This is a genomic window from Flavobacterium alkalisoli, from assembly GCF_008000935.1.
Lineage (GTDB): Bacteria > Bacteroidota > Bacteroidia > Flavobacteriales > Flavobacteriaceae > Flavobacterium > Flavobacterium alkalisoli.
Genome location: NZ_CP042831.1, coordinates 2,173,543 through 2,198,589, shown reverse-complemented (window position 1 = coordinate 2,198,589; position 25,047 = coordinate 2,173,543). Strand labels below are relative to the sequence as shown.

General features: G+C 37.9%; 10 protein-coding genes. 4 read left to right on the top strand and 6 right to left on the bottom strand.

Annotation, left to right across the window (positions count from 1 at the left end; genetic code table 11):
• The first annotated feature begins 501 nt into the window (after positions 1-501).
• Positions 502-921, top strand: a complete 420-nt coding sequence (locus tag FUA48_RS09735) for a single-stranded DNA-binding protein (RefSeq protein WP_147583356.1) — start codon at positions 502-504, stop codon at positions 919-921.
• A gap of 28 nt (positions 922-949) precedes the next feature.
• Entirely contained in the window at positions 950-1,981 is a 1,032-nt protein-coding gene (locus tag FUA48_RS09730; RefSeq protein WP_147583355.1) for a DUF932 domain-containing protein, read from the top strand.
• A gap of 784 nt (positions 1,982-2,765) precedes the next feature.
• Here FUA48_RS09730 and FUA48_RS09725 read toward each other — a convergent pair.
• The 6 genes from FUA48_RS09725 to FUA48_RS09700 all read right to left on the bottom strand — a co-directional run bounded on the left by FUA48_RS09725 (position 2,766) and on the right by FUA48_RS09700 (position 16,861).
• Entirely contained in the window at positions 2,766-7,643 is a 4,878-nt protein-coding gene (locus FUA48_RS09725) for a fibronectin type III domain-containing protein (protein ID WP_147583354.1), read from the bottom strand.
• A 127-nt stretch (positions 7,644-7,770) separates the two neighbouring features.
• Positions 7,771-10,563 carry an Ig-like domain-containing protein gene (locus FUA48_RS09720; RefSeq protein ID WP_147583353.1) on the bottom strand — a complete coding sequence of 931 codons (2,793 nt, stop codon included), beginning with the start codon at positions 10,561-10,563 and terminating at the stop codon, positions 7,771-7,773.
• A 97-nt stretch (positions 10,564-10,660) separates the two neighbouring features.
• Positions 10,661-12,028 (bottom strand): peptide-N-glycosidase F-related protein, encoded by a 1,368-nt coding sequence (locus FUA48_RS09715; RefSeq protein ID WP_168196966.1) that lies wholly within the window; start codon positions 12,026-12,028, stop codon positions 10,661-10,663.
• 89 nt (positions 12,029-12,117) lie between these two features.
• Positions 12,118-16,056, bottom strand: a complete 3,939-nt coding sequence (locus tag FUA48_RS09710) for an ATP-binding protein (RefSeq protein ID WP_147583352.1) — start codon at positions 16,054-16,056, stop codon at positions 12,118-12,120.
• Between the two features lie 256 nt (positions 16,057-16,312).
• Positions 16,313-16,567 carry a hypothetical protein gene (locus FUA48_RS09705; RefSeq protein WP_147583351.1) on the bottom strand — a complete coding sequence of 85 codons (255 nt, stop codon included), beginning with the start codon at positions 16,565-16,567 and terminating at the stop codon, positions 16,313-16,315.
• A gap of 12 nt (positions 16,568-16,579) precedes the next feature.
• A complete protein-coding gene (locus tag FUA48_RS09700; protein ID WP_168196965.1) occupies positions 16,580-16,861 on the bottom strand; it encodes a tetratricopeptide repeat protein in 282 nt (93 codons plus the stop codon).
• A gap of 761 nt (positions 16,862-17,622) precedes the next feature.
• Between FUA48_RS09700 and FUA48_RS09695 the strand changes: the two genes are divergently transcribed.
• Positions 17,623-21,762 carry a hybrid sensor histidine kinase/response regulator transcription factor gene (locus FUA48_RS09695; protein ID WP_240732440.1) on the top strand — a complete coding sequence of 1,380 codons (4,140 nt, stop codon included), beginning with the start codon at positions 17,623-17,625 and terminating at the stop codon, positions 21,760-21,762.
• 191 nt (positions 21,763-21,953) lie between these two features.
• The gene (locus FUA48_RS09690) at positions 21,954-25,034 is read left to right on the top strand and encodes a SusC/RagA family TonB-linked outer membrane protein (protein WP_147583348.1); all 3,081 of its coding nucleotides are present in this window, start codon (positions 21,954-21,956) and stop codon (positions 25,032-25,034) included.
• The last annotated feature ends 13 nt before the right edge of the window (positions 25,035-25,047 follow it).

The window sequence follows — 25,047 nt, the reverse complement described above, 5'->3', positions numbered from 1 at the left end:
TTTTCTTTTTCCATAACGCCGCCAAGCCCCCGGGGCCTTTTTCATTAGCCACCTTAAATCAAATAGTATGGTACTCTGCTTAGGGCGAAGTGGGTTTTGCTACCGCAAAACCGCATTTTCCGGCTCATGGACAACCGACGTAATAGGCCTACTAAGATCGGACTTACACAGAACCCTTCTTTAATGAGGAGCAGACAGCCACTATTACAGGTTTTACTGCCATCAGTAGTACTGCCCATGAAACTTACTTACGAGGTTACAGCCAAACATTTCCAATGCGAAAACGGCCAAAAAGGGCAGCTAAGCTAGCAGGCGGCGGTTGCTCCGTGCGCATAATGGCTCCGGCTGCCGCGCGGGCCACCCTTCGGGACTTATAGCACGCCGCGCCCTTACCGCCCGCTTTGGGCTGGCTTTCTTTTTTTCCGTTTTTTCTTTTGGAAAATGTATGCGGGATTGGGGAAAGCAGATAGAACATTTTGTCAAACTTAAAATCTTTCGATTATGGAAATTACAGGACGACTGACAGCGGATGCCCAGGTGCGTACGCTGTCCGACAACAGGCAGGTAGTGAACTTCTCGGTGGCGGTTAGTGACAGCTACAAAGCGCGCAGCGGGGAACGTATCACACAGACCGAATTCTTTGACTGTTCCTACTGGATAGCCACAGGCATAGCGCAGTACCTCACCAAAGGGACGATTGTAGAACTCTCGGGGCGTGTAAGTGCACGGGCTTGGGTGGACAGCGAAGGCAACGCTAAGGCGGGGCTGAACTTCCACACCTCCAAAATTACCCTGCACGGTGGCGGGGTAGCCACAGATAAAGCGCAGCCTGTAAACCAGACCGCAGCAAGCGAAGCACCCGTGTACGAAGCCGAAGTAGTACCCAATGGTACAGCCTCTGACGATGACCTCCCGTTTTAAAACCGTTTAACCTTTAATTTTTAACATTATGGCACATAATATAAATTTCAATGAAGCAACAGGGCAACATGCCTTTATGAGTGTAAAGCAGCCCACATGGCACGGGCTTGGGCAGATAGTGGAAAACTACCCGACAAGCCGTGAAGCGATAACCTTTGCAGGCTTGGACTATGATGTTACCAAAGCCCCGATTTTCGCAAGGGATGCAGGCAGTTACGAGACGTACCCCGTACCCGACCAGTTCGCCACCATGCGCACCGATACCAAAGCCGTGTTTGGCGTGGTGGGCAAAGACTACCAAATCGTACAAAATGCGGATGCGTTCGCCTTTTTCGATGCCATTGTAGACGGTGGCGAGGGCACACTGTACGAAACCGCAGGCGCACTCGGCAACGGTGAACGCATTTTTATTACCGCTAAACTGCCCGGTTATATCCGTGTGGGCAACGGGGATGATGTAACACAAAAGTATATTTTCCTGACCACCTCCCACGATGGCAGCGGAAGCATTACCGCAGCCTTTACGCCTGTGCGTATTGTGTGCCAAACTGCGCTTCGCACCGCTACCAATGTAGTACGTATACGTCATACCGCAGGGGCTAGGGAACGCCTGGAGCAGGCCCACAGGGTCATGGGATTGGCGGACAACCTGAGCCTTCAGCTTGAGGAGATCTTTAACCAGTGGGCTAAAGTGCGTATGGAAGATAACGAGGTTAAGAAACTGATACAGCTCGCACTATGCCCCAACAGGGAAACCTTTGACCTTTTGAAAAAAGGGGCGCAAGATGAACTCTCGAGCGTCTTTAAAAACAGCTGTGAAGCCGCCTTTGAATATGCCATGGCAGACGGGGCGCAGCAACTCGAGACCACCAAAGGCACGGTGTTCGGGGCGTACAATGCCGTGACGGGCTACTACCAAAACGTGCGCCCGTTCAAGACCGACGAGGACAAAATGAAATCCCTGTACCTCGGGGGTACGGGACAGACCCGCGCACAGAAAGCCTTTGACCTTTGCGCCGATTTTGTACAAGGCGGGGCGGCTGCCCTGCTGATGAACTGATGTATAACGGTAGCCCCGCCCTGCGGGGCTGCCACAAAACCTACTCTTATGAAACCACTGCAAAGCATGAACAATATGGACAAGGGTAAACTCCTTGCTGCCCTGTTCCCGGACAGGGTACAGGCATACTCGAGGGCATTACCGCCACCCACCGCCACCTGAGCGATAACGAACTGCCCCTTCGCGGTGCATGGGATAATCCTACCCTGACCTTTGATTTTTGGCTCACGCAGGCGGAAGCCGCCGCCGATACGGTACGCAGGCATAAAAAGGCATTTTTTTATTATATAACCGATAAAATTAATTCAACAATGTAAACCCTAATACGTCGCGTATCTGGCTCATCTCAAAACGATAGACTGAGAAAGTTAGCACAACCACTACTTTAATCTTTTATAAAATATAATTAGAAAAATAAAGTATAAACTACAAAATGCAAAAGGAACTAAAACTATTATAAAAATGAGCGAGATATATTGCTTTGTTAAATTTCAGTAGCCATTAGTATGTATCAAAGAAAATAAGATTTACGCTCATAAATATAAAAGGGCACGGAAATTTAAAACTCCCATGCCCTTTTTGTTGTATAACGGTTAAAAAACCGGACAGAAATAGTATTTATTAATTTAACCCAACATAAAGAATAAAGTATTTATTTTATCATGTGTGTGTATTTTTCTTTGTTGTGTTAAATAGCGGACTGCCTTTTATTCATTTTTTGCTATGATCATGAAAAAATTTAAGCTTTTAAAACTCCCAATGACAGCCCGCATTGAACAAACTACTAATCTTCTCTATTTATATAGACCCATCCGGTTTTATTTTCTCCATTACTAAGTTCAATAGCATAATAGTAAGTTCCGGTAGGTAATTCATTACCGTCTTTATCCTGTCCGTACCATTCTTTATTATATACACCCTGACTATAAACTTCCTTACCGTAACGGTTAAAGATGCCTATTTTTGTTACACCAAATCCTGTTAGATCGAAGTTATCGTTCATGGTATCACCATTTGGTGAAATACCGCGAGGAATCATGCACGCAACATTATCTACAGTAACTTCAAGTGATGAAGAACACATATCACCTGCTATAGGTGTTACAGTAACTACATAATCTCCCGGTTCTGTAGCCGTAGCTGTTAATCCGGTAGCGATGATAGCACCATTAGCATCAGTCCAATCAATATTCACGGTATCTTCGGTATAATTAACATCAAGGGCTACTTCCATTAAATAAAGTCCTCCCTCACATCCCTGGTTAACACTTAGTAGCGGAGTGGAAGTAATTGTAATATCAAAACTGCTTTCACTTGAACATTCCGTATCAGGAACCTGTGCAAAGATGTAAACAGTCTGACTTTCAGACAACTCATTTCCTGCTACTAACATATCTCCTGTAGCGTCAGGTCCTGTATAGTAATTATTGTTTTCACTTAATGCAGGAAGTATATAAACATCACATCCTGTAACATCTTCCATAATATCTGCTACCGGTATGGCAATAACCGATACCTCTATAGCCGTGCGCGGACTCTCACATTCGTTTACGTTTGACTGACTTACATAATAAGTAATTGTACCTGCAACAGATGTATCAGGTGTTGGAGCCTCAGCCAGGGCCACTCCGTCTTCCAAATCATACCAGTTAATGGTATATCCTTCCAGTATTTCTGCTGTAAGAGCTATAGCATCTGCACCTTCACAGTATATAACATCACTAACAACAGGTGTAGGAATATCAATCCCGGAATAAGTCACAACCAGTGTGCTGTTACAAAATGGTGTTGACCATTCATAGTAATAGTCACCCGGAATAGTAAAGCCCGTAATTGTGGTAATATTGCTATCAGGATCCTCAATTACTGTTTCAGAAGGATTGTTATCATAAGCTATCCATGTACCACCTCCAATAGCTTCTATATTGGCTACAGGACCTGAACAGTCTATTTCAAGCGGGCTTGGAGTAACAATACCAGTATTGGCATTAAATGTAATGGCATCAAGGAAGTTACCTATGGTTGAACCTCCAACACTGCTTACAGATTCAAAAATGAAACGCGTTACATCCTGATTGGCAGGAACCGTATAAGTACCTGTATTATAACTCCATGCGGTTGTGCCTGTAGAAACAGGATCGCCCACAGGAAGGTATGGTCCTCCCGGAGGTCCGGCTAAAAGCTGGCAGGTGTCTGTTCCCTGACGACCGCGGTGAGCAAAACCATACTCAAAAACAGTTCCCGGTGGTGCAACATAATCCTGATATACACCAGATACTAAATTGGCATTAAGTTCAATAAACTGGTTTCCGCTATAAGCAGGTACACCATTAAAGCCATTGCCCCAATACTCAATCATACCATCTGATGCGGTTGTTCTCCAACCCGGTACAGCATTTTGATGGAACATAGCCCATCCTCCCAAATCAAACACCGGTTCTTCAAAATCAGAGTTAATAGTAGTTACCAAACATTGTGAAGCTCCGTTTCCGTTGGTATCAGGAGTAGTAATGCATAAATCACTTACATGTAGAGAAGAGTTTGGAGTAGTAGAGTTAAGAGAAACCCTTATTTTATAAGTGCTGCCTACAGTAAGTCCAAGTGCATTAATAGCATTGTTCTCACTACAGTATAACGGTGTGCCCAGAGCAGCACCACAAGCATCTTCATAAAGGGAAAGTACATAAGGCTGAGCTGCCGTACCACCTACTTCAAAATTACTTAAGGTTATTATATGAGTTGGTGCTTCGGCAACAAAATCATACCATACATCTCCCCCGTTTACTCCTGTACAAACCGCTTCTGCAGACGGAGTCGCACCCATAAATGATACTTCGGTAAAGTCTACACAATCATTAGTCATATTCACAGGAACTGTTACAGCTCCGTCACACTCATCATTCTCAATAGTTGTGGTAACATCAAACGGACCGGACCATGTACTGTATCCATCAGTATCTCCACAATTTGCCCTTACATAAAACACATAAGTTGTTGCTGAATCAAGGTTTTCTGCCGTATATGGATTTTCCGAAGTTTCCTCTCCTGCTTCTGTTGGTATTGGCGAGCCTGAAGGAAGTACCCATACTTCCCATGCATCTGCATCTCCCGTCTCATCCCAGCCAAATGTAGCTGTGGCCGAAGTAGCCCCTACTAACTCAATGTTTTGAGGTTTAGGACATACAGGTTCATCACATGAAACGGTACCAGCAATTACTACAGTTCCCTGAGCTCCTAAACCGGCAGGTTTAGAATATATATCCTCATACTGACTATAAATAATCAGTCCTTTATCTACTGTATTAGAACCTGAGGTGTTCCAGTATACCTCTATATCAACATCCGGACAAAGCGGAATATCAATCGTTGCTGATGAGCCAGAAGTGAAAGTAGAACCTATTACCTGTATCTCTACTCCTCCCTGAGAAACCACCATTGTGTTACCCTGCCAGCCGTTTCCTGCTTCACTGGTCATCTCAAAAGTGAATATACACTGATCTTCCGGTTCACAAACATTAGTGTGACTGCTTGTAGGACCTGCCCAATTAGTGACAGAATCGTCCGCACATATATATCTTACATAAAAATCATAGTTTGTAGAAGGATCCAGACCTTCAACAGTAACCGATGTTTCGGTAGTTTCGGTACCTTCATCAGTCGCTGTAGGTGCCGGAGATCCTGCTGTTACATAAAAGTATTCATAAGTACCGGGAACGTCATTCCAGGTCAAATCAACACTGGTTGTAGTCTCATTAGATACAGTAATATCTGTAGGTGTTAAACACAGTGGTTCGTCACAATCTACCGTTCCTGTGTATAGTAATGTATTTTGAGAACCTGTACCAGAAGGTTTTGTATAAAAGTTCTGATTGAATCCGTTTTGAGCAAACAGTCCAACTTCTGCAGCCCAGTTACCACCAGAATTCCAGAAAATCTCAATAGGCATATCATTACATACCTGTACCGTTACCTCAAAAGGTCCTGCATTGTTAAATCCTGGGCCTAAAACTGCTACTTCAACATTATTTTGAAGTATACTTATTGTATTACCGTTCCAGCCATCACCAAAACTATCTGTCAGGATAAAAGTGTAGGTACATTGATCAGCCACATCACATATTGACGTGCTAAATAAATAAGGCCCTGCCCAGGCGCTAAAAGTACCGTCTCCACAATCTGCCCTTACATAATATTCATAGTTTGTTGCCGAAGCTAAAGGCGTACCATCAAACTCTTCGGTAACATTATAATCTGTATTAACTGCAGTTGTTGTACCCGCTCCTGCAGGTATACCTGTACCTTCTTCCTGTACTACTACTTCCCATGAAGCAGATCCGTTTGCGTTCCATGTAAGATCGGCATTATCCAAACCTACATTTGAAGCAGAAAGGTTTGTTGGCGGAGGGCAGTTTACCTGCTGTATTGTTAAACTATAGGCTGCCGATTGTGATAACCAGCTTGAAATAACAATATAATAAGTAGTACCTGCGGTTACTGAAAAAGTTGGTATTGACACAGGAGTTGCCGAGAAATCAGACCCACCTCCATCAATACAGGCAACACCTATATCTGCACAATCATCATAAATAAAAAGCCCTACATAAGTACCTACATCCTCAAGGTCTATGCTTATAACCCCATCTGCCGGGGCCGTATAAGAATATACCACATCATCTCCGTTTAAATAACTTAGTGTAGCACCACAGGTAGCACCCGGAACGCCATTATAATCATCCCCATAGTTTGAGGTATTGTCTGTTACTGCAAAAGGCAGCGTAGCTATTTCAAGGGGAGCCGCACAGGTATCCCCTAAACCTACCGTACTGAAAAAGAAGGGACCTGCCCATCCACTCTCATTTACTCCTGCTTCACAAACTGTTTTTACATAAAATTTATAATCTGTATTTTCTATAAGCGTTGTTGGGTTATACTCAGCTGTTCCGGTAACAGTTACACCGGTACCTGTTGGAGCATCGGTTACAGGTAAAACTTCTATTTGCCACTCTCCTGCTACACCTCCGTCCCAGGATAAATCTGCTGTTTCCGTACCAATATTAGCAGCAGCCAATGCTGTTGGAGCCAGACATTCTTCCACTACCGAAACATTGTCTACAAGCCAACGATCGGCATCATCACCTTCCATAACAAATGCTATATATACATTTGTACCCGCTGTAAAACCCGATAGGGATACCAATACTTCATTATAAAGCTGCTGAATCGGGTTTATTTCCAATTCAGTCCATTCTTCTACCTGAGTATAGGCGGCTAGATTTGACGGATCGGCATCTGTAGATACCATTATTCTATACAAGCCTCCTGTATCACCATTTATGGTTAATCTTGAAAAAAAACGTAGCTGTGCATTAACAGGTAATGATACCAATGGCGTAACTAACCAGTCTTGTGCAGGTACAGTTCCGCTTACATTCTCTCTGTCAATAAAAGCAGCATAGTCTCCCTCGTGTGGGGGAAATATTGTATTGCCTAATGTAGTTCTCTTCCATGACTGTACAGGCCCTATACCATTGTTGTAAATAGTCCAGCCTGTAGGTGGCCAGACAGTAATGTCCTCAAACCCTTCCTGAGCCAGCTGGGCATATCCTCTTATGGCCAGTAAAAGAATGAAAAACATTAATATTTTTCTTGCTATCTTTTTCATACGATTTTATTGTTTGTAGTTAATTATGTGCATAGCGTTTCTTTTTCCTAAAGAAATAAAATCACTGTGCAGCCCCTCAGGCAGAATATCCTGAAGGGAAACTGACACAGCTATAGTTTAGTTAAGATTAGTTCTTTAGTATTTTTGAAGTAGCCAGAGTATTATTTTCAAAACGCACTTTTACAACATAATATCCTGCCTGAAGATCCTGAAGGTTTATTTCGTTTGAAGTTCCAGTGTAAACTTCCTGACCCAGCATATTATATACTTTTACTTCGTTAACATTACTGTTAGCATTTATGTATAAAACTGAAGATACAGGGTTTGGATATACAGTAAATGTTGTAGTATTAAAATCGATAGTACCTAATGCTTCAATAGTAACAACCACTTCCAGTTCGCCATAAACCTCAGCATTGTCTGCAGAAGTAGCTCTTACCGTAGCTGTACCACTAGCCAAAGCTGTTACAAGTCCGTTTTCATCTACATAAACAAAATCAGTACCTTCCTCTACGCTCCAAGTAACATCTGTAACTGTAGCGTCTTCCGGAGTAATTACCGCTAAAAGCTGTAATGTCCCGTTTTCTTCTGTAATAGTAGGTTCGGCATCATTTTCAACAACAACTTCAATAGCTGTAACATCAATATTCTGGTTAGAAACTGTTATTTCAATTTCATCATATACTGTATCATCCGAAGAAAGTGTAGCCCTAACTACTACTGTACCGTCTGCAATAGCAGTTACTAATCCGTTTTCATCAACAAAAGCATATTCAGTTCCCTGTTCTACCGTCCAAAGTACAGTTTCTTCTTCCGGAGTAACAGTCGCTATTAACTGAAGCGTACCCTCATTTTCTGTAATTTCAGGAAGTGCATCATCCTGAGTGGTAACAACTACTGATGTCTCTACAACATCAGACTGTGTTTCACAAATACTTATAGCGATTACGGCAGTTGTTGTAGCATCATTAGAAGAAGTTGCTTTTGTAAATGTAACAGAGCTTATAAGCTTATTATAATTCTCTTCGTTAAGTGTAAATTCAGTTTGGAAAAGCTGAGTTTGCGTAAGTCCGCTAAAGCTGTTTAACGGAGCCCAAGCTGCTGTAGTAATAACAGATATTCTACCTAAGCTTCCCATTGCAACCGTACTGGCATCAGGACTTGTAGACCACCAGTCTGTAGCGTTTTGACCTGCAAAAGTTTGTGAAGAGCCATCAGCAAAATTAACCTGAACATCCACACTGTTAGCACCTTCTGCACTTACCCATGCAACATAAACCCTCTCAGCTTTTTTCTGTTCGGTAAGTTCAAGGGTACCTGTATTACTTGTAGTATTTCTTAGTACAAGTCCGTTATTTTCAGAATAAGATGTTAACTGGTAGGTTAAACCTTCAGTTGCACTACTTGATACCATCCCATTGTTTGGAAGCCCTCCTCCGTAAGCAGCGGCACTTGCCCCTGAACTATGAGGGTTCGTAGGAACAAAATCCTGAGCGTAAAAGGCATTAGCACCGTCTATAGGATGTGTTGTTTTATCGTTTGCATCACCTCCTGTACCTTCGGCCACCACATCGTGATTAAAGCCTGTTAATGATAGCGGGGTAAACACACACTCGGCCGAAGCAGGAGCTTCTGTAGCTGTTATATTCACTGCTAATATTGACATACGAATCTCACTAGCCCATTCAGCAGTACTATCGCCATTAAAAGTAAAAGTAATGCCGGTAACTGTTTTTTCCTGGTTCTCTTCGTCTATTGCTAAAGTAATTTCATATAGTCTTGGGTTTGAAGCATCACCTTCAAGGTTGTTGTTGCTTGTATTTATCCTTCCAATACCCTGAATAGCAGAACCTGTACCATTATACCAGTCGTTTACCATAAGGCTTGCTGTCTGACTGGTCTCATCACTAAAGTTTACCGTAGCCGTAAAAGGTAATGTTTGCATGCCTCCGCCTGCACATCCGGCAAGAAAATATAAATCGGTTACATTTTGAGCCGAAAACGCCAGTGTACCTGTATTTGTTCCTGTACCTACATAATCCGGTGTAAGGAAAAGTGCATTATTACCTGAATAATCTGCAAGCTGGAAAGTAACATCAGTAGTAACCGCACTAGTAATCTCACCGTTAGCAGGTAATCCGTAAGTTGGGAAAGAAGCTCCTGAGGTTGCCTGAAAATCTAACGATACCAGTGCACGTGTATTGGTTTGGTCAAAACTCATTGTGGTACTTTGAGATGCATTACCTACACCATTTGCAATAATATCGTGGTTAAAACCCGAAGTAATGGTAACAGCTGCATTATATGTAGCGGCAGCCTCACCTACCACTAGAGTATAGTCATGATAGTTACCGTTACCTTCCCTAACAAAAGTAGCACATGCCTGACCTTCTGTAATAGGAGGATTCTCCGGATTATCACCCCAAATACCTACTACTCTCATACGGTAGGTACCAGGTTCTGTATCTGTCGGAATATCAAAAGTAGATGTTACGGTTTCAACTGTAGTAAGCCAGTCCGGATGACCCGCAAACAGCATTTCGTTAGCGTCATTAAAATCACCATCCAGATTAAAATCTGCATAGATAGCAAAAGACATATAGTTGCCTATAGTAATAGAAAAATCTACAGTCTCACCCGGAGCATGTGTAGTACTTAATGAAAGATAATCGGAAACGGAACAGGCTGCACCTGTTACATCGTTATTAATGTCTCCTATTACTACATTTCTAAGCCTGTAATTATCACAGGTTAATCCTGCTGTTGATGTAAACTGAGGTGTACAGTATTCCTGAGCAGTGGCCTGCCCTGCAACAAGTAAAAATATTCCCAGCAAAGAAGGGGCATAGTTTTTTCTTATGAATTTTGAAGCCATACTTTTGGTATATATGGCAACTCTTTTTGTGAAGTTGGTTTTCATAATGATTGGGTATTTTGGTTATAGTTTGGTGCAAAATTAAAACTATTTAGACTAAATAAAAATAATATTTACGCCGTCTAAACTATTTTAACAGATGTTAATTCTTAACTATCTTTTGTACAGCAGTTTGGTTGTTAGTAAACTGTATTTTTACAATGTAGATACCGCTTTGAAGGCTTGAAAGGTCAAGGATTGGCTCACTAGATTCAAAAACGGTTTGTCCGGTTACAGATGCTACAATCACTTTGTCAACATCAGTATCCTGTACATTTATATTAAGAATGTTATTTACCGGGTTTGGTGTTAAGCTGAAGTCCAGTGAATTAAAATCATTTGTATCTAAAGTAACGCTGAATCCCTGAAGATAAACTGACATAGGGAATTCACCCTGATCTCCGTTAAATACAGCATCCGGTACATCTATTTTAAAAGAGTGCTCTCCAGCTGATAAGTCACCTAATTCTATAACACGAATAGGGATTTTATCTCCGGGGCACCAGTTACTGAAAGATGCCCACTGTGAAGCTGTCATCGGGCTTGAGCCGTAAATACCGTTTGGCTGAGTATTATATTCCCTAAAAGGTTCACAAGACAATCCTCCCGGTTTATAACTGAATATTTCCTCATCATCAAGATAAATATAATGCCATCTCCTGATATACTCCTCACCTCCTGAATTAGCACCGTGATTAGAAGTTATAAGGAAAAACTTTGCATTAGGTAAGTCTTCCTCTAATGTAAAATTGATAGTTCTTACCGTTTCTCCCAATACATCTGTTCCGTCAAGAGTATAGTCTCTTAAAAGGTATTTGAAAGATAATGGTAAAAAGAAATTATTGCTGTACTCAAATGTGCTGTCTACATCGGTAACAAACTCAAGTGTACCATAAAACACATCACTCCTTCCTGCACAGCCACTCACCTGCTGATTAGCTGCATAAGGAACCCCAAACAACTCAAGTTCAATCCATATATCATAATCGGCAAGAATAACGGGATCCTGAAACAGTAATGCTACATTATCCATATCAAACGTATAAGGTACCTCATCAGGCTGAATGTTCTTATTCATAAAAGGAGTAATATATCGTGCTATCTCAACACGCTCTACCTCCCCATAATTATAAGACTCCTGTCCTTTAGGAACCAATGCAATATTAGCATTACCTATCCTGTCATAATTATCACATGCAGCCTTAATGGTAATATTCATGGTTAGTTTATTCCCAAAAAGAGCTAATTCTTCATCAGTAAGTTTGCGTGTAAAACAGGAATTGCTTAAACGAAATACTCCTGCGGGAACCGGTTCATCTACCGTTTCGGCATACCCGTCATAAAAGAGTACCTCATCAAACACAGTAATAGTTTGCTGTGCATTCATTTTTGCTGTACAGTTTAAAAGTAAACTGACAATCAAAAATTTCATGGCATTTTTGAGGTTTTCAAAAAAAGTAATTTTACTCATAGTTAAAATAAAGTTTAAAAAATTGTTAATGGTGTAAACCTCACATTTTTTTAATCTTAACTATATAACTATTGTCTCAAATGTCGTAACTATTGTCTCAAACTATCTTTTTTTTGGATATATTCCGTTGGGGTTAAGGAATATACCTCTTTGAAGCTTTTAGAGAAGTATGACGGACTACCAAATCCTGTTTTATAGGCAACTTCAGATATTGTGTAGTTTTCATGAAGCAGGGAAACCGCTTTTTTAAGACGATATATCTTTACAATTTCGGTTGTACTCATATTGGTAAGAGATTTTATTTTGCGGTGCAAACTACTCCTGCTAATATTAAGTGCCGATGCCAGTTCATCCATACTAAAAGTCTCATCATCGAGTCTTGTATCTATAACAGCATACATTTTATTTAGAAAAGGATCTTCTGTAACAGATACATTCTGTTCAACCTCATCCGGTAACAGTTTTAATTTCCTATATATAAATTTCCTCTGTTTCTTTAAAAGCTCAAGTCTGTTTTCAATGCGTAGTAAAAGTTCCGTAACATTAAATGGCTTGGTCAAATAATCGTCTGCACCGTAAGACAATCCTTCCAGCTTACTACCCATATCCACTTTTGCCGTAAGCATTATAACAGGAATGTGGTCTGTATTAATATCCGATTTTAAATGCTTACACATTTCAAAACCATCCATACCTTCCATAAGTACATCGCTCAAAATCAAATCAGGCATAATACTAAGCGCCAACTCTAATCCTTCTTTTCCATTTTGGGCGCGATAAATAGTATAATAAGGGTTAAGGCTACCTTCAATAAAATTGGCAAGTTCTCTATTGTCCTCTACTAAAAGGATAAGCGGTTTACTGTCAGAAAGACCGGAATCATCATCCTTTTCATTGACCTGAACTTGGGGAGGATTATTATCGATGGTTTCAACCGCCTTTCTGTACGGAAGCAGAACCGTAAAAGTAGTACCATGATTATTTTTGGTGTTATCACTCTTTACATCTATAGTCCCTCCTTCTAAGTCGATTAATTCTTTTACCAATGATAGTCCTATACCGGTACCTACCTCTTTACTTTTTCCATCTATGTGATAAAACCTCTTAAAAATATTAGATTGTTCATCATGGGGAATACCTCTTCCTGTATCCTGAACCTCCAGAACAATTCCTTTCTCAGATTCTGAAAACCTGACAAAAACCTTTCCTCCTAAATAACTATACTTTAAGGCATTTGACAAAAGATTATAAAGGATTCGTTCTAATATATCGGGTGCAAAAAAGTACTCAGCAGTTTCAGGCCCTTCAAAAATAATTTCATTGTTTTTTGTTGAGGCTTCTTCACTAAACATTACTATCACCTGTTTAACAGCAGCAACTACATCACCCCAAAGCTTATAAGGTTTTAAAGCTCCTGCTTCCAGCTTTGCTATGTCTAATAACTGATTGGTAAGATTTAAAAGGCTACCTGCATTTTTACTTATGATGGATAATAAATGGCCCTGCTGTTCTTTACTATCCAGTGTTTTTAATTGTTCTGCAGGCCCCATAATTAAAGTGATGGGTGTTCTTAATTCATGTGTTATGTTGGAAAAGAAACGGCTTTTAACCTCGTCCATTTCCCTTAATTGCTGCGCTTCCTTCTGCTTTAGTAAAATCTCATTCTTAATAAGCCCCTGCTGAATGCTGTAATTAATAAATAATATACTTACTATTATAGCAGCAATAATATAAAGCGTAAACGCCCACCATGTTTTCCACCAAGGCGGAGAAATCTTAATCTCTATAGTTTTAATTATAGTACTCCACTTTCCTGTTGAATTGGTAGCATTTACTTCAAACTGATAATTTCCCGGCGGGACTTTTGTATAAATGGCTTCCCTTTTGTTTCCTGCTAAAATCCAGTCATTATCATATCCTTTTAACCTGTATCTGTAAAGTATATCCTGCGGTTGATTAAATTCCATAGCCGCATATTCTATTTGCAGGGTATTTTGATCGTAAGGCAGCCTAATAAGCTTAATAGTATTTTCAGCTTCTGAACTTCCTCCTTTAAACAATTCATTATTGATCTTTATACATGTAATAACAGTATTTGGGTTAAAGTTATCATCATCTATAGAAACAGGGTCAAACAATACTCCGCTATTCACTCCTCCAAAAGCAATTTTACCATCAGGAAATGAAAACTGGTGGTATCTGTTAAACTCATAACAGGGAAGCCCGTGAGCTTCTGTAAACGTCCTTACCTTATAGGTTTGAGAGTGAAAACGGCAAAGCCCTTTATTAGTACCTAACCATAAATAGCCTTCCTTATCCATTAAAATGGAATAAATCATATTGTCCGGCAAACCTTCATCTACTGAATATAACGTCGTTTCAAAATTATACCTGTCAAAACGTAATAGTCCCTGAGTAGAAGCTATCCAAAAAATATTCTTACATTTCTTGTCTGGTACTATACCGTATAATTTATTTACCGGTAATGTTTTAGCAGCATCCTTTGCAATATGCTCTAGCTTTCCGTTTTTTAAATCGATACATAGTAAACCATTATATTCAGATGTTATCCAAATCTTATTGTCATCGGCTAAAATTCCGCTCGGATTAACTTTAAAACCCAACGCTTCTTTTACCTTGTTACTGTTAAATATTTTTTCCCAAGCAGATTGTCCTTCATCATACCTGTAAATTGTATTATCCTGATCAATAACTATAAGCTTATTGTCTTCTGATAATGAGATACCTTTTATAGGAACAAATTCCTTATATGATACCGCGGGCAATTCCGGAAGCTTCTTTATTTTTTTATACGAATCATCAAAATAGGCTACGGTCCTGTTCATGGCAACCCAAGTAATTCCTCTCTCAGTATCATGTAAAGAACGGAGATAGTATGAAGGGGATAAAAGGCCTCTGTCTGTAGCACTGATATTAAAAAAGTTATATACCGAAATCCCTAATTCCTTTTCAAAAAGGTCTACCGCAAAATCCTTTTTATATCTAAATACTTCAAAATTGTCTTTAATATCAATTTGATACACACCGTCTGTATTAGCTCCAAGCCATATAAGACCGGCTCCGTCTACAAGCAATGCCTGTGTATCCCTCTCGTTATTTATATTAATATCAGTCTTTTTTTCAATCCCCTGCTTGTCATCATAACTGTAAATTGTTTTGTTTACCTGAAAATATACTTTTCCATCAGGGGCAGTTGCCAATAACTTACCATTAAAATGGGCTTCTTCCGGGAAATCCGCTTTTCTGTATGTTTTGGCCGAAGGATTAAAAAAATATAAATGGTTTTTATCCATCCAAATCAGTTCCCCATTCTTTCTTTCTGTTAGCAAAGGAATCTCTTCACCAAAATCAAAATTATTATCATAACTGGTTTTATAAGGAACTTCAAAAAGTTCAAACTTTTTTTGTTGAGCACTAAACCTGTTTAGACCTTTTGTGGTCAATACCCATATATTTTTTTTACTGTCTTCCATTACTGTTAGTACGGTAGAACCGTTAAACTTATATAAAGACGGTTTTATATATTCCTGTCCTTTTTTGGGCAGGATAAAGTTATATACTGTTTCGTCCTTGCTTATAAACCAAAAAGAACAGTCAGATGCTACCTGCCATCCCCTCCTGTATACAACCAGATTATTTTGGTTAAGAAAATCGTTTGTAATAATATGGTTTACCTTATGGCTCGCCATATTAAATACATCTATAGAGCCACTATCATAGCGTAACCATAAATTATTATGCCTGTCTTTTATAGACTGTGTTATAAAATTTGATGAAATGGATGTTATATCGTCGGGTCTGTTTTGAAAGATCTTAAACTGATGCCCGTCATATCTTGTTAGCCCATTATGAGTACTAACCCAAATAAAGCCGTCATTATCTTCAACTATACCTGAAACAAATGATTGAGGTAAACCATCCCTAACTGACAGATGTTTTATATTTTGCGCAAAATTCACAAATGGAAGCAGTGTAAAGCATAACAGTATTATTTTTTTTACAAACATTATTTAAAAAAAAGTCAGTATTGGTATATTTATCACTAAGACTTCTGCAATATAGTTAAATTATTGTTAAAAAACATATATACTTTTTGCTTTAGGAAATACTGTCTACGTTTTTAGATCTTTGATAAAAAATCATATAATTTTAAAAGTAATTGACAATAAATCTGTATTACTATTACAATTAATTTATCATTAGCATTTCATCGATAAAACCAGTCGTATTGCTCTAATTAGTAACGTATAATACAGTATGCTGTTAACATTTTAGGTAAGCAGCTGATTTTTTAAACTCTCCTTTTTTATCTAAAATTAACGTTAATTGTCCATACCCATCCATAATGCCCCTTGGATAGTCCGATTCTTTCGCATAAGCTATATCCCTGTTAACATAATCAGATGCTCTTACTAAATCTCCCTTTGAAGCATAAATAATTGAATAATTCAGTAAAATCCTCTCCTTTAATCTGTTGTTATCCCCTTTTTCCGCTATATTCAGTGCTTCATTAAGCACTACTGAAGCTTTCTAATAGTTTTTTAGATTTGTTTCAATATTACTTATATTGATCATACAACTTGCCATGCTGACAGAATCTTTAATTTTTTCAAAATTCTTTAAAGCACGTTCCTGATATTCCAAAGCTTTTGAGTAATCTTCGGTTATCATATATATGTTACCTACATTGGCATAATAAAGCCCTTTACCCCTTACATTTCCTCTTTGATTATATATAGAATAGGTTTTATCAAAATAATTAATGGAATTTTGTAAGTCTCCGGTTTCAAAATAAAAAATCCCCCATCTCATTATAAAGAGCACTGAGGTTTTCAATATCATTTTTTTGCTCAAAATAGTTTTGGGCTTTTAAATAAACTGTAGCTGCATTTGAATATTCATTTTTTTGCACGTAATATTTTCGCAGTACTATATACAACTGATTAACCAGTTGTTTCTCATCAAGCTTTTTAGCATAGATTAAAATTGTTCCTCTATTGTACTTCAAATTTTATACAGCCATAAACGCTATATTGCTAATTTCTGCATCGGCAATTAAATTGTAAAAAATATTTTTATAATTTTACCTTCATTAATAGCATCCTTTGCTCAATTTGGTGCAAATTCGTGGCAACACACTTTTGAAGATAAGAAATATCAATAAATAAAAGGTTTTCGAACACAGGTTCGATTCCGGCGATTCCACAAAAAAGGGACAACTCTTTAAAATTTAGAGTTGTCTCTTTTTTATTTCACCCGGAATTTTAAAATGAAAATAATTTATTGTTAATTAACAATATTAATCCTCATAAGGGAGAATTCTCTTTAATACTGTTTAAACTGATTTTATAAATCTTACCCTGAAAACCTTTACCAGAATTAAGTAGTCAACCGGAGTATTTATAAAATAAATATTATTACATTTAAATCGACCTGGTTTATTACTTATGTTTAACTATTTAATCTTAATACCTGTCAATATTTTTAAGAAGATATTGATAACAGCTAATACTTGTATAAAAACTGTATCAACTATAGGTTTATCTATAATCATTAGCCTTTGCTTTTCTTTATTGCTTATTTCCTGCAACAATTCAAATTCCGTAAATATCGGAAAGGAAAAAAATGATTCAACACAAAACAGTAAAGAATATAAAGCATCCTCCGAAAAAATAAGTCAGGAGTATACTCTTGAGGAACTGGACAATTCTGCAGGATTATCAAACAGTTCTGTCAACTGCGTTTTTCAGGACTCTCAAAATCTTATATGGATAGGCACCTGGGATGGCCTGAACCGTTATGAAGGAAACTCATTTAAGACTTACAGGCCTGAACCGGGTAATGAAAACTCAATAAGTAATCAGGTTATATTAAAAATTGCTGAAGATAAGCAGGAGAAAATATGGATACTTACCATGCACGGAATAAATTGTTATGATAAAAAAACAGATATATTTTCTCATTATTACTTTTCTGCAAACACCAGCACTCCCCTCTCCGAATCCCATTTTAATTTAGCACTTAATCCTGATAAAGAAGTATTCTGTTCAGTAAAAGACTGGGGGTTAGGATATTTTGACGGTAAAATTTTTCAACATCTAAATATCCCAACCTTAAAAGGAAAAACAATACTTAGGCTAGAGTTTTTAAACAATGAAAAACTATTAGCATTAACCGAAGATAATGACCTGTATACTATTGATATAAAAAAATCGGGCCAGAACAAAACAATATCTAACTCTTTAAAAATCAATTCTGGTGTTAGAACATTTAATACATTACCTAATAACAGTATTTGTATTGTTTCTATCAGCGGAGCAACTACAATAGTAAAAGCATCAGGTGATAAAATTCCCGTAAGTAAAGAAATAGAAAATATTATAGGGCATACTGACAAAGAAATTATATTCTCCGAAAAATCAGAATATCTTGTAACTGATTTTTCCGGCAACAAAAAAAATACTAAATGGGTAGCACTCTTATCCAAATATAAGATTACTTCAATTACTAATGGGACAGAAGGCTTATTGTGGATAGGAACCGATGGAGACGGAATCCTGAAAATAGCATTAAAGGAAAAATCATTTAATAATATTTCTAAAGCATATATACCTGAGATAGATGGCGGAATAGTAAGAACTTTTCTTAAATCTGAAGATAAATCTATCTGGATAGGTACAAAAGGTAAAGGGCTTTTTCATATTCAAAGCGACCTGTACCCTATTACTAAAACACCTTTATCCTACACTTACTTTAATGAAAATAACAGCATGATAAACAATGCTGTTTATGCTATTTCTAAAGCCAAGGACAACCTTATACTTATAGGGACTGATGATAATGGAATAAGCGTTTATGATGAAAAAGAATCTAAAGTGGTATATTGGAAAGATATCGCAGGTAGCGACAAATGTGGCTATTTTAAATCAGTATATGCCATATACCAGGATTTGAATAACAATATCTGGCTGGGTACTAACGGCTACGGCATGATTAAGCTAAAAATGGAACGTGACGGCAAAAAACTTAAAATTACTGATCACAAAAAATATATTGCCAGCAATGCACAACCTAATACTTTAAGCAGCAATATTATATTTTCTATTGTTCCAAAAGATGATAACAAACTATGGATAGGAACGCGTTTGGGCGGACTTAATCTTTTTGACAAAACAACCGAAAGCTTTACTTCATTTAAGAATAATCCTAATGACAATAAAGGCCTGTCAAGCAATGACATTTTATGTTTAGCTGTTGATGCAAAAAAAACTTTATGGATTGGAACCAGCTACGGGCTTAATAGGTTAGACAGCTTAACTAATAGCAACAAAGCATTTTTTACACACTATACTGTAAACAAAGGACTTCCCAACAACACAGTGCACGGTATTATACCTGATGAAAATTCAAGCCTGTGGATAAGCACAAACTTTGGCCTGTCAAATTTTAATATAAGTGAGGACAAGTTTACCAATTATGTGAAAAATGACGGATTACAGAATAATGAATTTGCAGACGGGGCCTTTTATCGTGATAGTGAATCAGGTTATATATTTATGGGCGGTATAAAAGGCTTTAATTATTTCCTTCCTAAAAACATTACCCAATCTGCCGATTTACCTGATTTGTTTATAGATAAAATAAGCGGTCATAACCAGTCTGTTCCTTATTATCAGGGATTATTAGTATCTTCTGATACCAATACACCTCCTTCTATAACCTTAAAACACAATCAAAACTTTTTTGATATACATCTTACAGCACTTACTTATATAAACAATGAAAAATGCAGGTATGCATACCAATTGGAAGGATTTGATAAGGGATGGAATACCATTGATAACCGAAAATTAATTTCGTTTACAAACGTTCCCCCTGGCAATTATTCTCTTTGGATGAAGTGGTCTAACAGCGATGGAGTTTGGACAGAGCCTGTACATACCATAAATATAAAAGTAAAGCCGGTGTGGTGGCAGTCTAACACAGCGTTGATTATATATTTTGTCCTTGCTCTTTGCTTTATTCTTTTTGTCAGAAGTTATTATTTAAAGAGACAGTCTTTAAAACAAAACATTCTTTTCAGGCAAAAAGAAGAAGAATTACATGAAAACAGATTAACATTTTTCACCAACATTGCTCATGAGTTTTTAACACCTCTTACACTTATTAGTGGTCCTGCTCAAAAACTATCGGAAACAAATAATCTTGATGACCGTAACAAAAAGTTTGTTAACATGATTAAGCGAAATGCTTCGAGGCTTTCTTTTCTTACGCAACAACTTTTAGAATTCAGAAAAGCTGAACACGACCATCTCGATGTAAAAGTAAAAGAATTTGACCTGGTAAATATTATGGAGCAAATTGCTGAACTGTTTGATGACTGGGCTATTGATAAAAATATTGACTATACGCTAAACATTCCACATACTCTGCAAGGATGGTTTGATAAAGAAAAGATTGAAAAGATTGTTTTTAACCTACTTTCAAATGCATTTAAGTATACCCCTGCTAATGGTAAAATAAATCTTGAATGCATTATAGAAGATCATGATAAAAAGTTAAAAATAGTGGTCACTAATAATGGTAAGGGCATTCCTAAAGAAAAGCTGGAATCAATATTTGATCGTTTCTTCCTGTCAGATCCAAATCAGGTATCTGATACCGAAATGTTCAGGACAGGCATAGGACTCGCCTATGTAAAAAGGCTAGTAAGCGTATTGAGAGGTGAAATTACAGTATTCAGTATACCGGATGAGAATACTGTATTTACCGTTATAATTCCTTGTGAAAAAGAGTTTTTCAGGGAAACAGAAATAGATTTGGGTATTACCCCTTCTCTTATTTCTCAACAGCTTAAGGATATTCTTGAGGAAACATTACCTGAACAGGAAAACATTCCTGAAAAAATTATTGCTATCGACAAGGCAGAAAACCATAAAAAGAGAATTCTTATTGCCGAAGATGAAAAAGAAATTCATACCTATCTTAAAGATCTTTTAGGCAGTAAGTATGAACTCATCTTTGCCCTTAATGGTAATGAAGCACTGCAAATTATGGAAACCGAAACACCTGATATCATTATTAGTGATGTTATGATGCCTGTTATGGATGGTGTTGAGTTTTGCCGTACAGTTAAAACAGATGTAAGAACCTGCCATATACCTTTTATAATGCTTACAGCAAAAAGCTCTGTAGAACACCGGATTGAGGGTCTTGAAAGTGGTGCAAACTCTTATATACCAAAACCATTTTATCCTGATCATCTATTGGTAAGGATACAAAAGCTTTTAGAAGAAAAAGAACTTATTCTAAAGCATTTTGCTCAGGATACACTTGTAGACAACCTGCCTGAAATACCTATTAATAATGATGAAAAAACATTTATAAAGACAGTAATAGACCTGATACGTGAAAAAATAGATAATGAAAAGCTCGACAGTGCTTTTATTGAAAAGGAAATGGGTATCAGCAATTCACAACTATACAGAAAGACAAAAGAAATTTTTAATCTGTCACCGGGTGATCTGATAAGGACCATACGACTAAAATATGCTGCAGAGCTTCTCCGCAAAAATATATTAACGGTATCAGAAGTGTGTTATAAATCGGGCTTTAATAATCGTTCTTATTTCTACAGGGAGTTTAAAAAGATATATAAAACTACTCCTAAAAAGTATCAGCTGCAATTTAAAAACAAGGCTGCGGCATTTTAGAATAGTTTAAAAATCAACATTTTACAGATAGTGTACACTTTTGAAGAAATAGTGTACACTATTTTTTATGTCTCATAATTACATTTACAACGTTTTCGTAACCCAAAAAAAATCAATATCATAATTTAACTAACCTAAAATTACGAACATGGAAAAAAATTTACTAATTATTAACATTTTACATTTTTCATATGAGTAGGAAAATTATTTACAATTTGCTCCTTATGTGGGCAATGTTATCAGGTAGTGTAATTTTTGCACAAACTGTTCAGGGTACTGTTTCAGATAAAACAGGTCCTTTACCATCTGTCAATGTATTAATAAAAGGTACATCTGTAACTACATCAACTAATATGGATGGTGAGTATGTTTTAATGGATGTTCCGGCAGATGCAGTATTAGTATTTAGTTTTGTAGGCTATGCCACACAGGAGATTGCTAATGACGGAAGCGGAATCATTAATGTGGTAATGCAGGAAGATACAGTAAACCTAAATGAAGTAGTAGTAACCGGTTATGTGGGACAAAAGAAAAACTCCATATCCGGCGCTGTTGCTCAGGTAGACATGGATAACCTTTCCAAAACCAGGATACCTGATGTAGCACAGGCATTACAGGGGCAGGTTGCCGGTGTATTTGTTGCTGCAAATACGGGCGCTCCCGGAGACGGAATAAAATTAAGAATACGAGGAGAAGGCACACTGGGTAATAATGATGTACTGTATGTAGTAGACGGTGTACCTACACGTGATATATCTTTCCTTAATCAGGGAGATGTAAAGTCTATGACAGTTTTAAAAGATGCAGCTTCGGCAGCCATATATGGTTCCAGGGCAGCAGGTGGTGTGGTAGTAATTACCACGAAGCAGGGAGCAAAAGGCATATCGAGTTTTGATGTGGATGTCTTTACAGGAATCCACAATGCTACAAACTTACCTGATCTTTTAAATGCCGACCAATATCTTACCGTAAAAGATAGAGCTTGGCACAATACAATAGGTAATGATCCTTCAGCAGAAAGCCCATATGCTTTTGACCAAAGAACAAGAACAGATTTAGCTGATACAGACTGGCTTGATGAATTATTTACTACCGGTGTATCAAACAATCTTCAACTTTCTGCCAGCGGTGCTTCTGATAAGGTTAGATACCTGATTTCGGGAGGATACTATGGAATAAACGGTATAGTTACCGAAAATAATGATACTTACAGAAGGGTAAACCTGAGAACGAATATTAATGCAGACATTACAGACAGGTTTACTGTAGGTGCTAATGTACAGCTTAGCTTTCAGTCTCAGGATAAACTCTCTTCAAGCGGAGATGCGCCGGGAGTTATACGCCATGCTTTAATAAGACCTCCTGTATTATCTGTATATAAAGACGTAAACGACCCTACATACTCAGTAAGAGATCCTTATACAGATCTTCCTTTTTATACGGGGCCTAACGACGGATGGAGTAAGATATACGAATATTCATCAAACCCTCTTGCTATTGTACATTTTACTGATGATAAGAGAAATACATACCAAACATTTGGAAATGTATTTGCCGAATATGCTCTTTTAGGAGACAAATCATTAAAATTCAGGAGTAACCTTGGAGCGGATATCAGATTCTCTCACAATAAAAACTTTGCTGAAAATTATGGAGACCCTAACATAGCAGACCCTAGTAATGTTTACTACGGATTAGGCAGAAATAACAGGCCAAACAGCCTAAATGAAAACAGAGGTCAGGATGTAACCTTTACATGGTCTAACACTCTTAATTATGTAAAAACACTTAACGAAGTTCACAGCCTTAATATTCTGGCAGGTTCAGAGTTTATTAAGAATAAGATTGATGCAATAGGCGGAAGCAGGTCAAATTATGACAATACTACCGATCCTTTCCGCTATCTTGATTATGGTGGGTTGGGCAGCGATAATACTCCTTACCCATACAGTTCAGGTTCTGCCAGTCAATGGAGTCTGTTGTCTTTCTTCGGTTCAGGAACCTATGGTTACGACAACAAATACTTTGCTACAGCTACACTAAGGGCAGATGCTTCCTCAAGATTCGGACCTAACAACAAATGGGGATACTTCCCTTCATTCTCTGCTAACTGGATTATATCCAAAGAAGAGTTTATGCAAAACATCAGCTGGTTATCTTACACAAAACTAAGAGCAAGCTGGGGCCAGGCAGGTAATCAGGAAATACCTAATAATGCTTATGAAACACTGGTTTCAACCACAGGAGGTGTTGTAAATATTGTACGTTACGGTAACCCTGATTTAAAATGGGAAACCACTACACAAACTAACGTAGGTATAGATTTCGGTTTCTTAAATGACAAACTATCTTTCTCGGTAGATTATTTTAATAAAACTACAGATGACATACTATTAAGCGTAGGGCTACCGGCGGTATCAGTAGGTGTTATAGGCAGAACCTATGTAAATGCGGGACAAGTAGAAAATAAAGGTTTTGAATTTTCACTTGGCTACAAAAACAACGATAATGAGTTTAAATATGGTATCAATGCAAATTTAGCCACACTTGATAATGATGTTACTAAGCTGCAACAGTATGTACAAAACATTCAGGACGATGTCACCCATACAAGAACTCAGGTAGGACAGCCGATAAGCTCATACTATGGTTACGTTTTTGACGGTATATACCAAAATCAGGCTGAAGTTGATTCTTACCTGTATTCTAATGCTAATGGTGCACAACCGGGAGACATGAAATTTAGAGACCTTAATAACGATGGACAAATAAATGCCGATGACCGTACATTTATAGGAAACCCTATACCTAAGGTAACATACGGTCTTGCATTTAATGCTTCGTACAAAAACTTTGATTTTTCATTCCTTTTCCAGGGAGTTAAGGATGTAGACAGGTATAACGACATGATACAGATATTGGATTACGATAGCCGTCCGTTCAACTCAACTACCGATGTTTTAAACAGCTGGAATGGTGAAGGAACAAGTAACACTACTCCTCGCCTAACCTTTAATAATAACGGAGGCGGATTTGTATCAAGCAAATTTGTAGAAGATGCTTCTTACTTAAGGCTTAAGAATATTGAAATAGGCTATACCCTAAACAATACTATTAAAGGAATTTCTAATCTGAGACTTTATGTTTCAGGACAAAACTTACTAACCTTTACTGATTACAAAGGGCTGGATCCGGAATCTACTTCACTGATAGATAAAGGTACTTATCCGCAATCAACAGCGGTTATTTTTGGAGCAAGGGTAAAACTTTAGAAAAAAAAGAATC

What these genes read in the sequence shown, in the direction of transcription:
- FUA48_RS09690 (WP_147583348.1), top strand. Translation starts at nt 21,954, where the DNA reads ATGAGTAGGAAAATTATTTACAATTTGCTCCTTATGTGGGCAATGTTA.
- FUA48_RS09730 (WP_147583355.1), top strand. Translation starts at nt 950, where the DNA reads ATGGCACATAATATAAATTTCAATGAAGCAACAGGGCAACATGCCTTT.
- FUA48_RS09715 (WP_168196966.1), bottom strand. Translation starts at nt 12,028, where the DNA reads ATGAGTAAAATTACTTTTTTTGAAAACCTCAAAAATGCCATGAAATTT.
- FUA48_RS09700 (WP_168196965.1), bottom strand. Translation starts at nt 16,861, where the DNA reads ATGAGATGGGGGATTTTTTATTTTGAAACCGGAGACTTACAAAATTCC.
- FUA48_RS09710 (WP_147583352.1), bottom strand. Translation starts at nt 16,056, where the DNA reads ATGTTTGTAAAAAAAATAATACTGTTATGCTTTACACTGCTTCCATTT.
- FUA48_RS09725 (WP_147583354.1), bottom strand. Translation starts at nt 7,643, where the DNA reads ATGAAAAAGATAGCAAGAAAAATATTAATGTTTTTCATTCTTTTACTG.
- FUA48_RS09735 (WP_147583356.1), top strand. Translation starts at nt 502, where the DNA reads ATGGAAATTACAGGACGACTGACAGCGGATGCCCAGGTGCGTACGCTG.
- FUA48_RS09720 (WP_147583353.1), bottom strand. Translation starts at nt 10,563, where the DNA reads ATGAAAACCAACTTCACAAAAAGAGTTGCCATATATACCAAAAGTATG.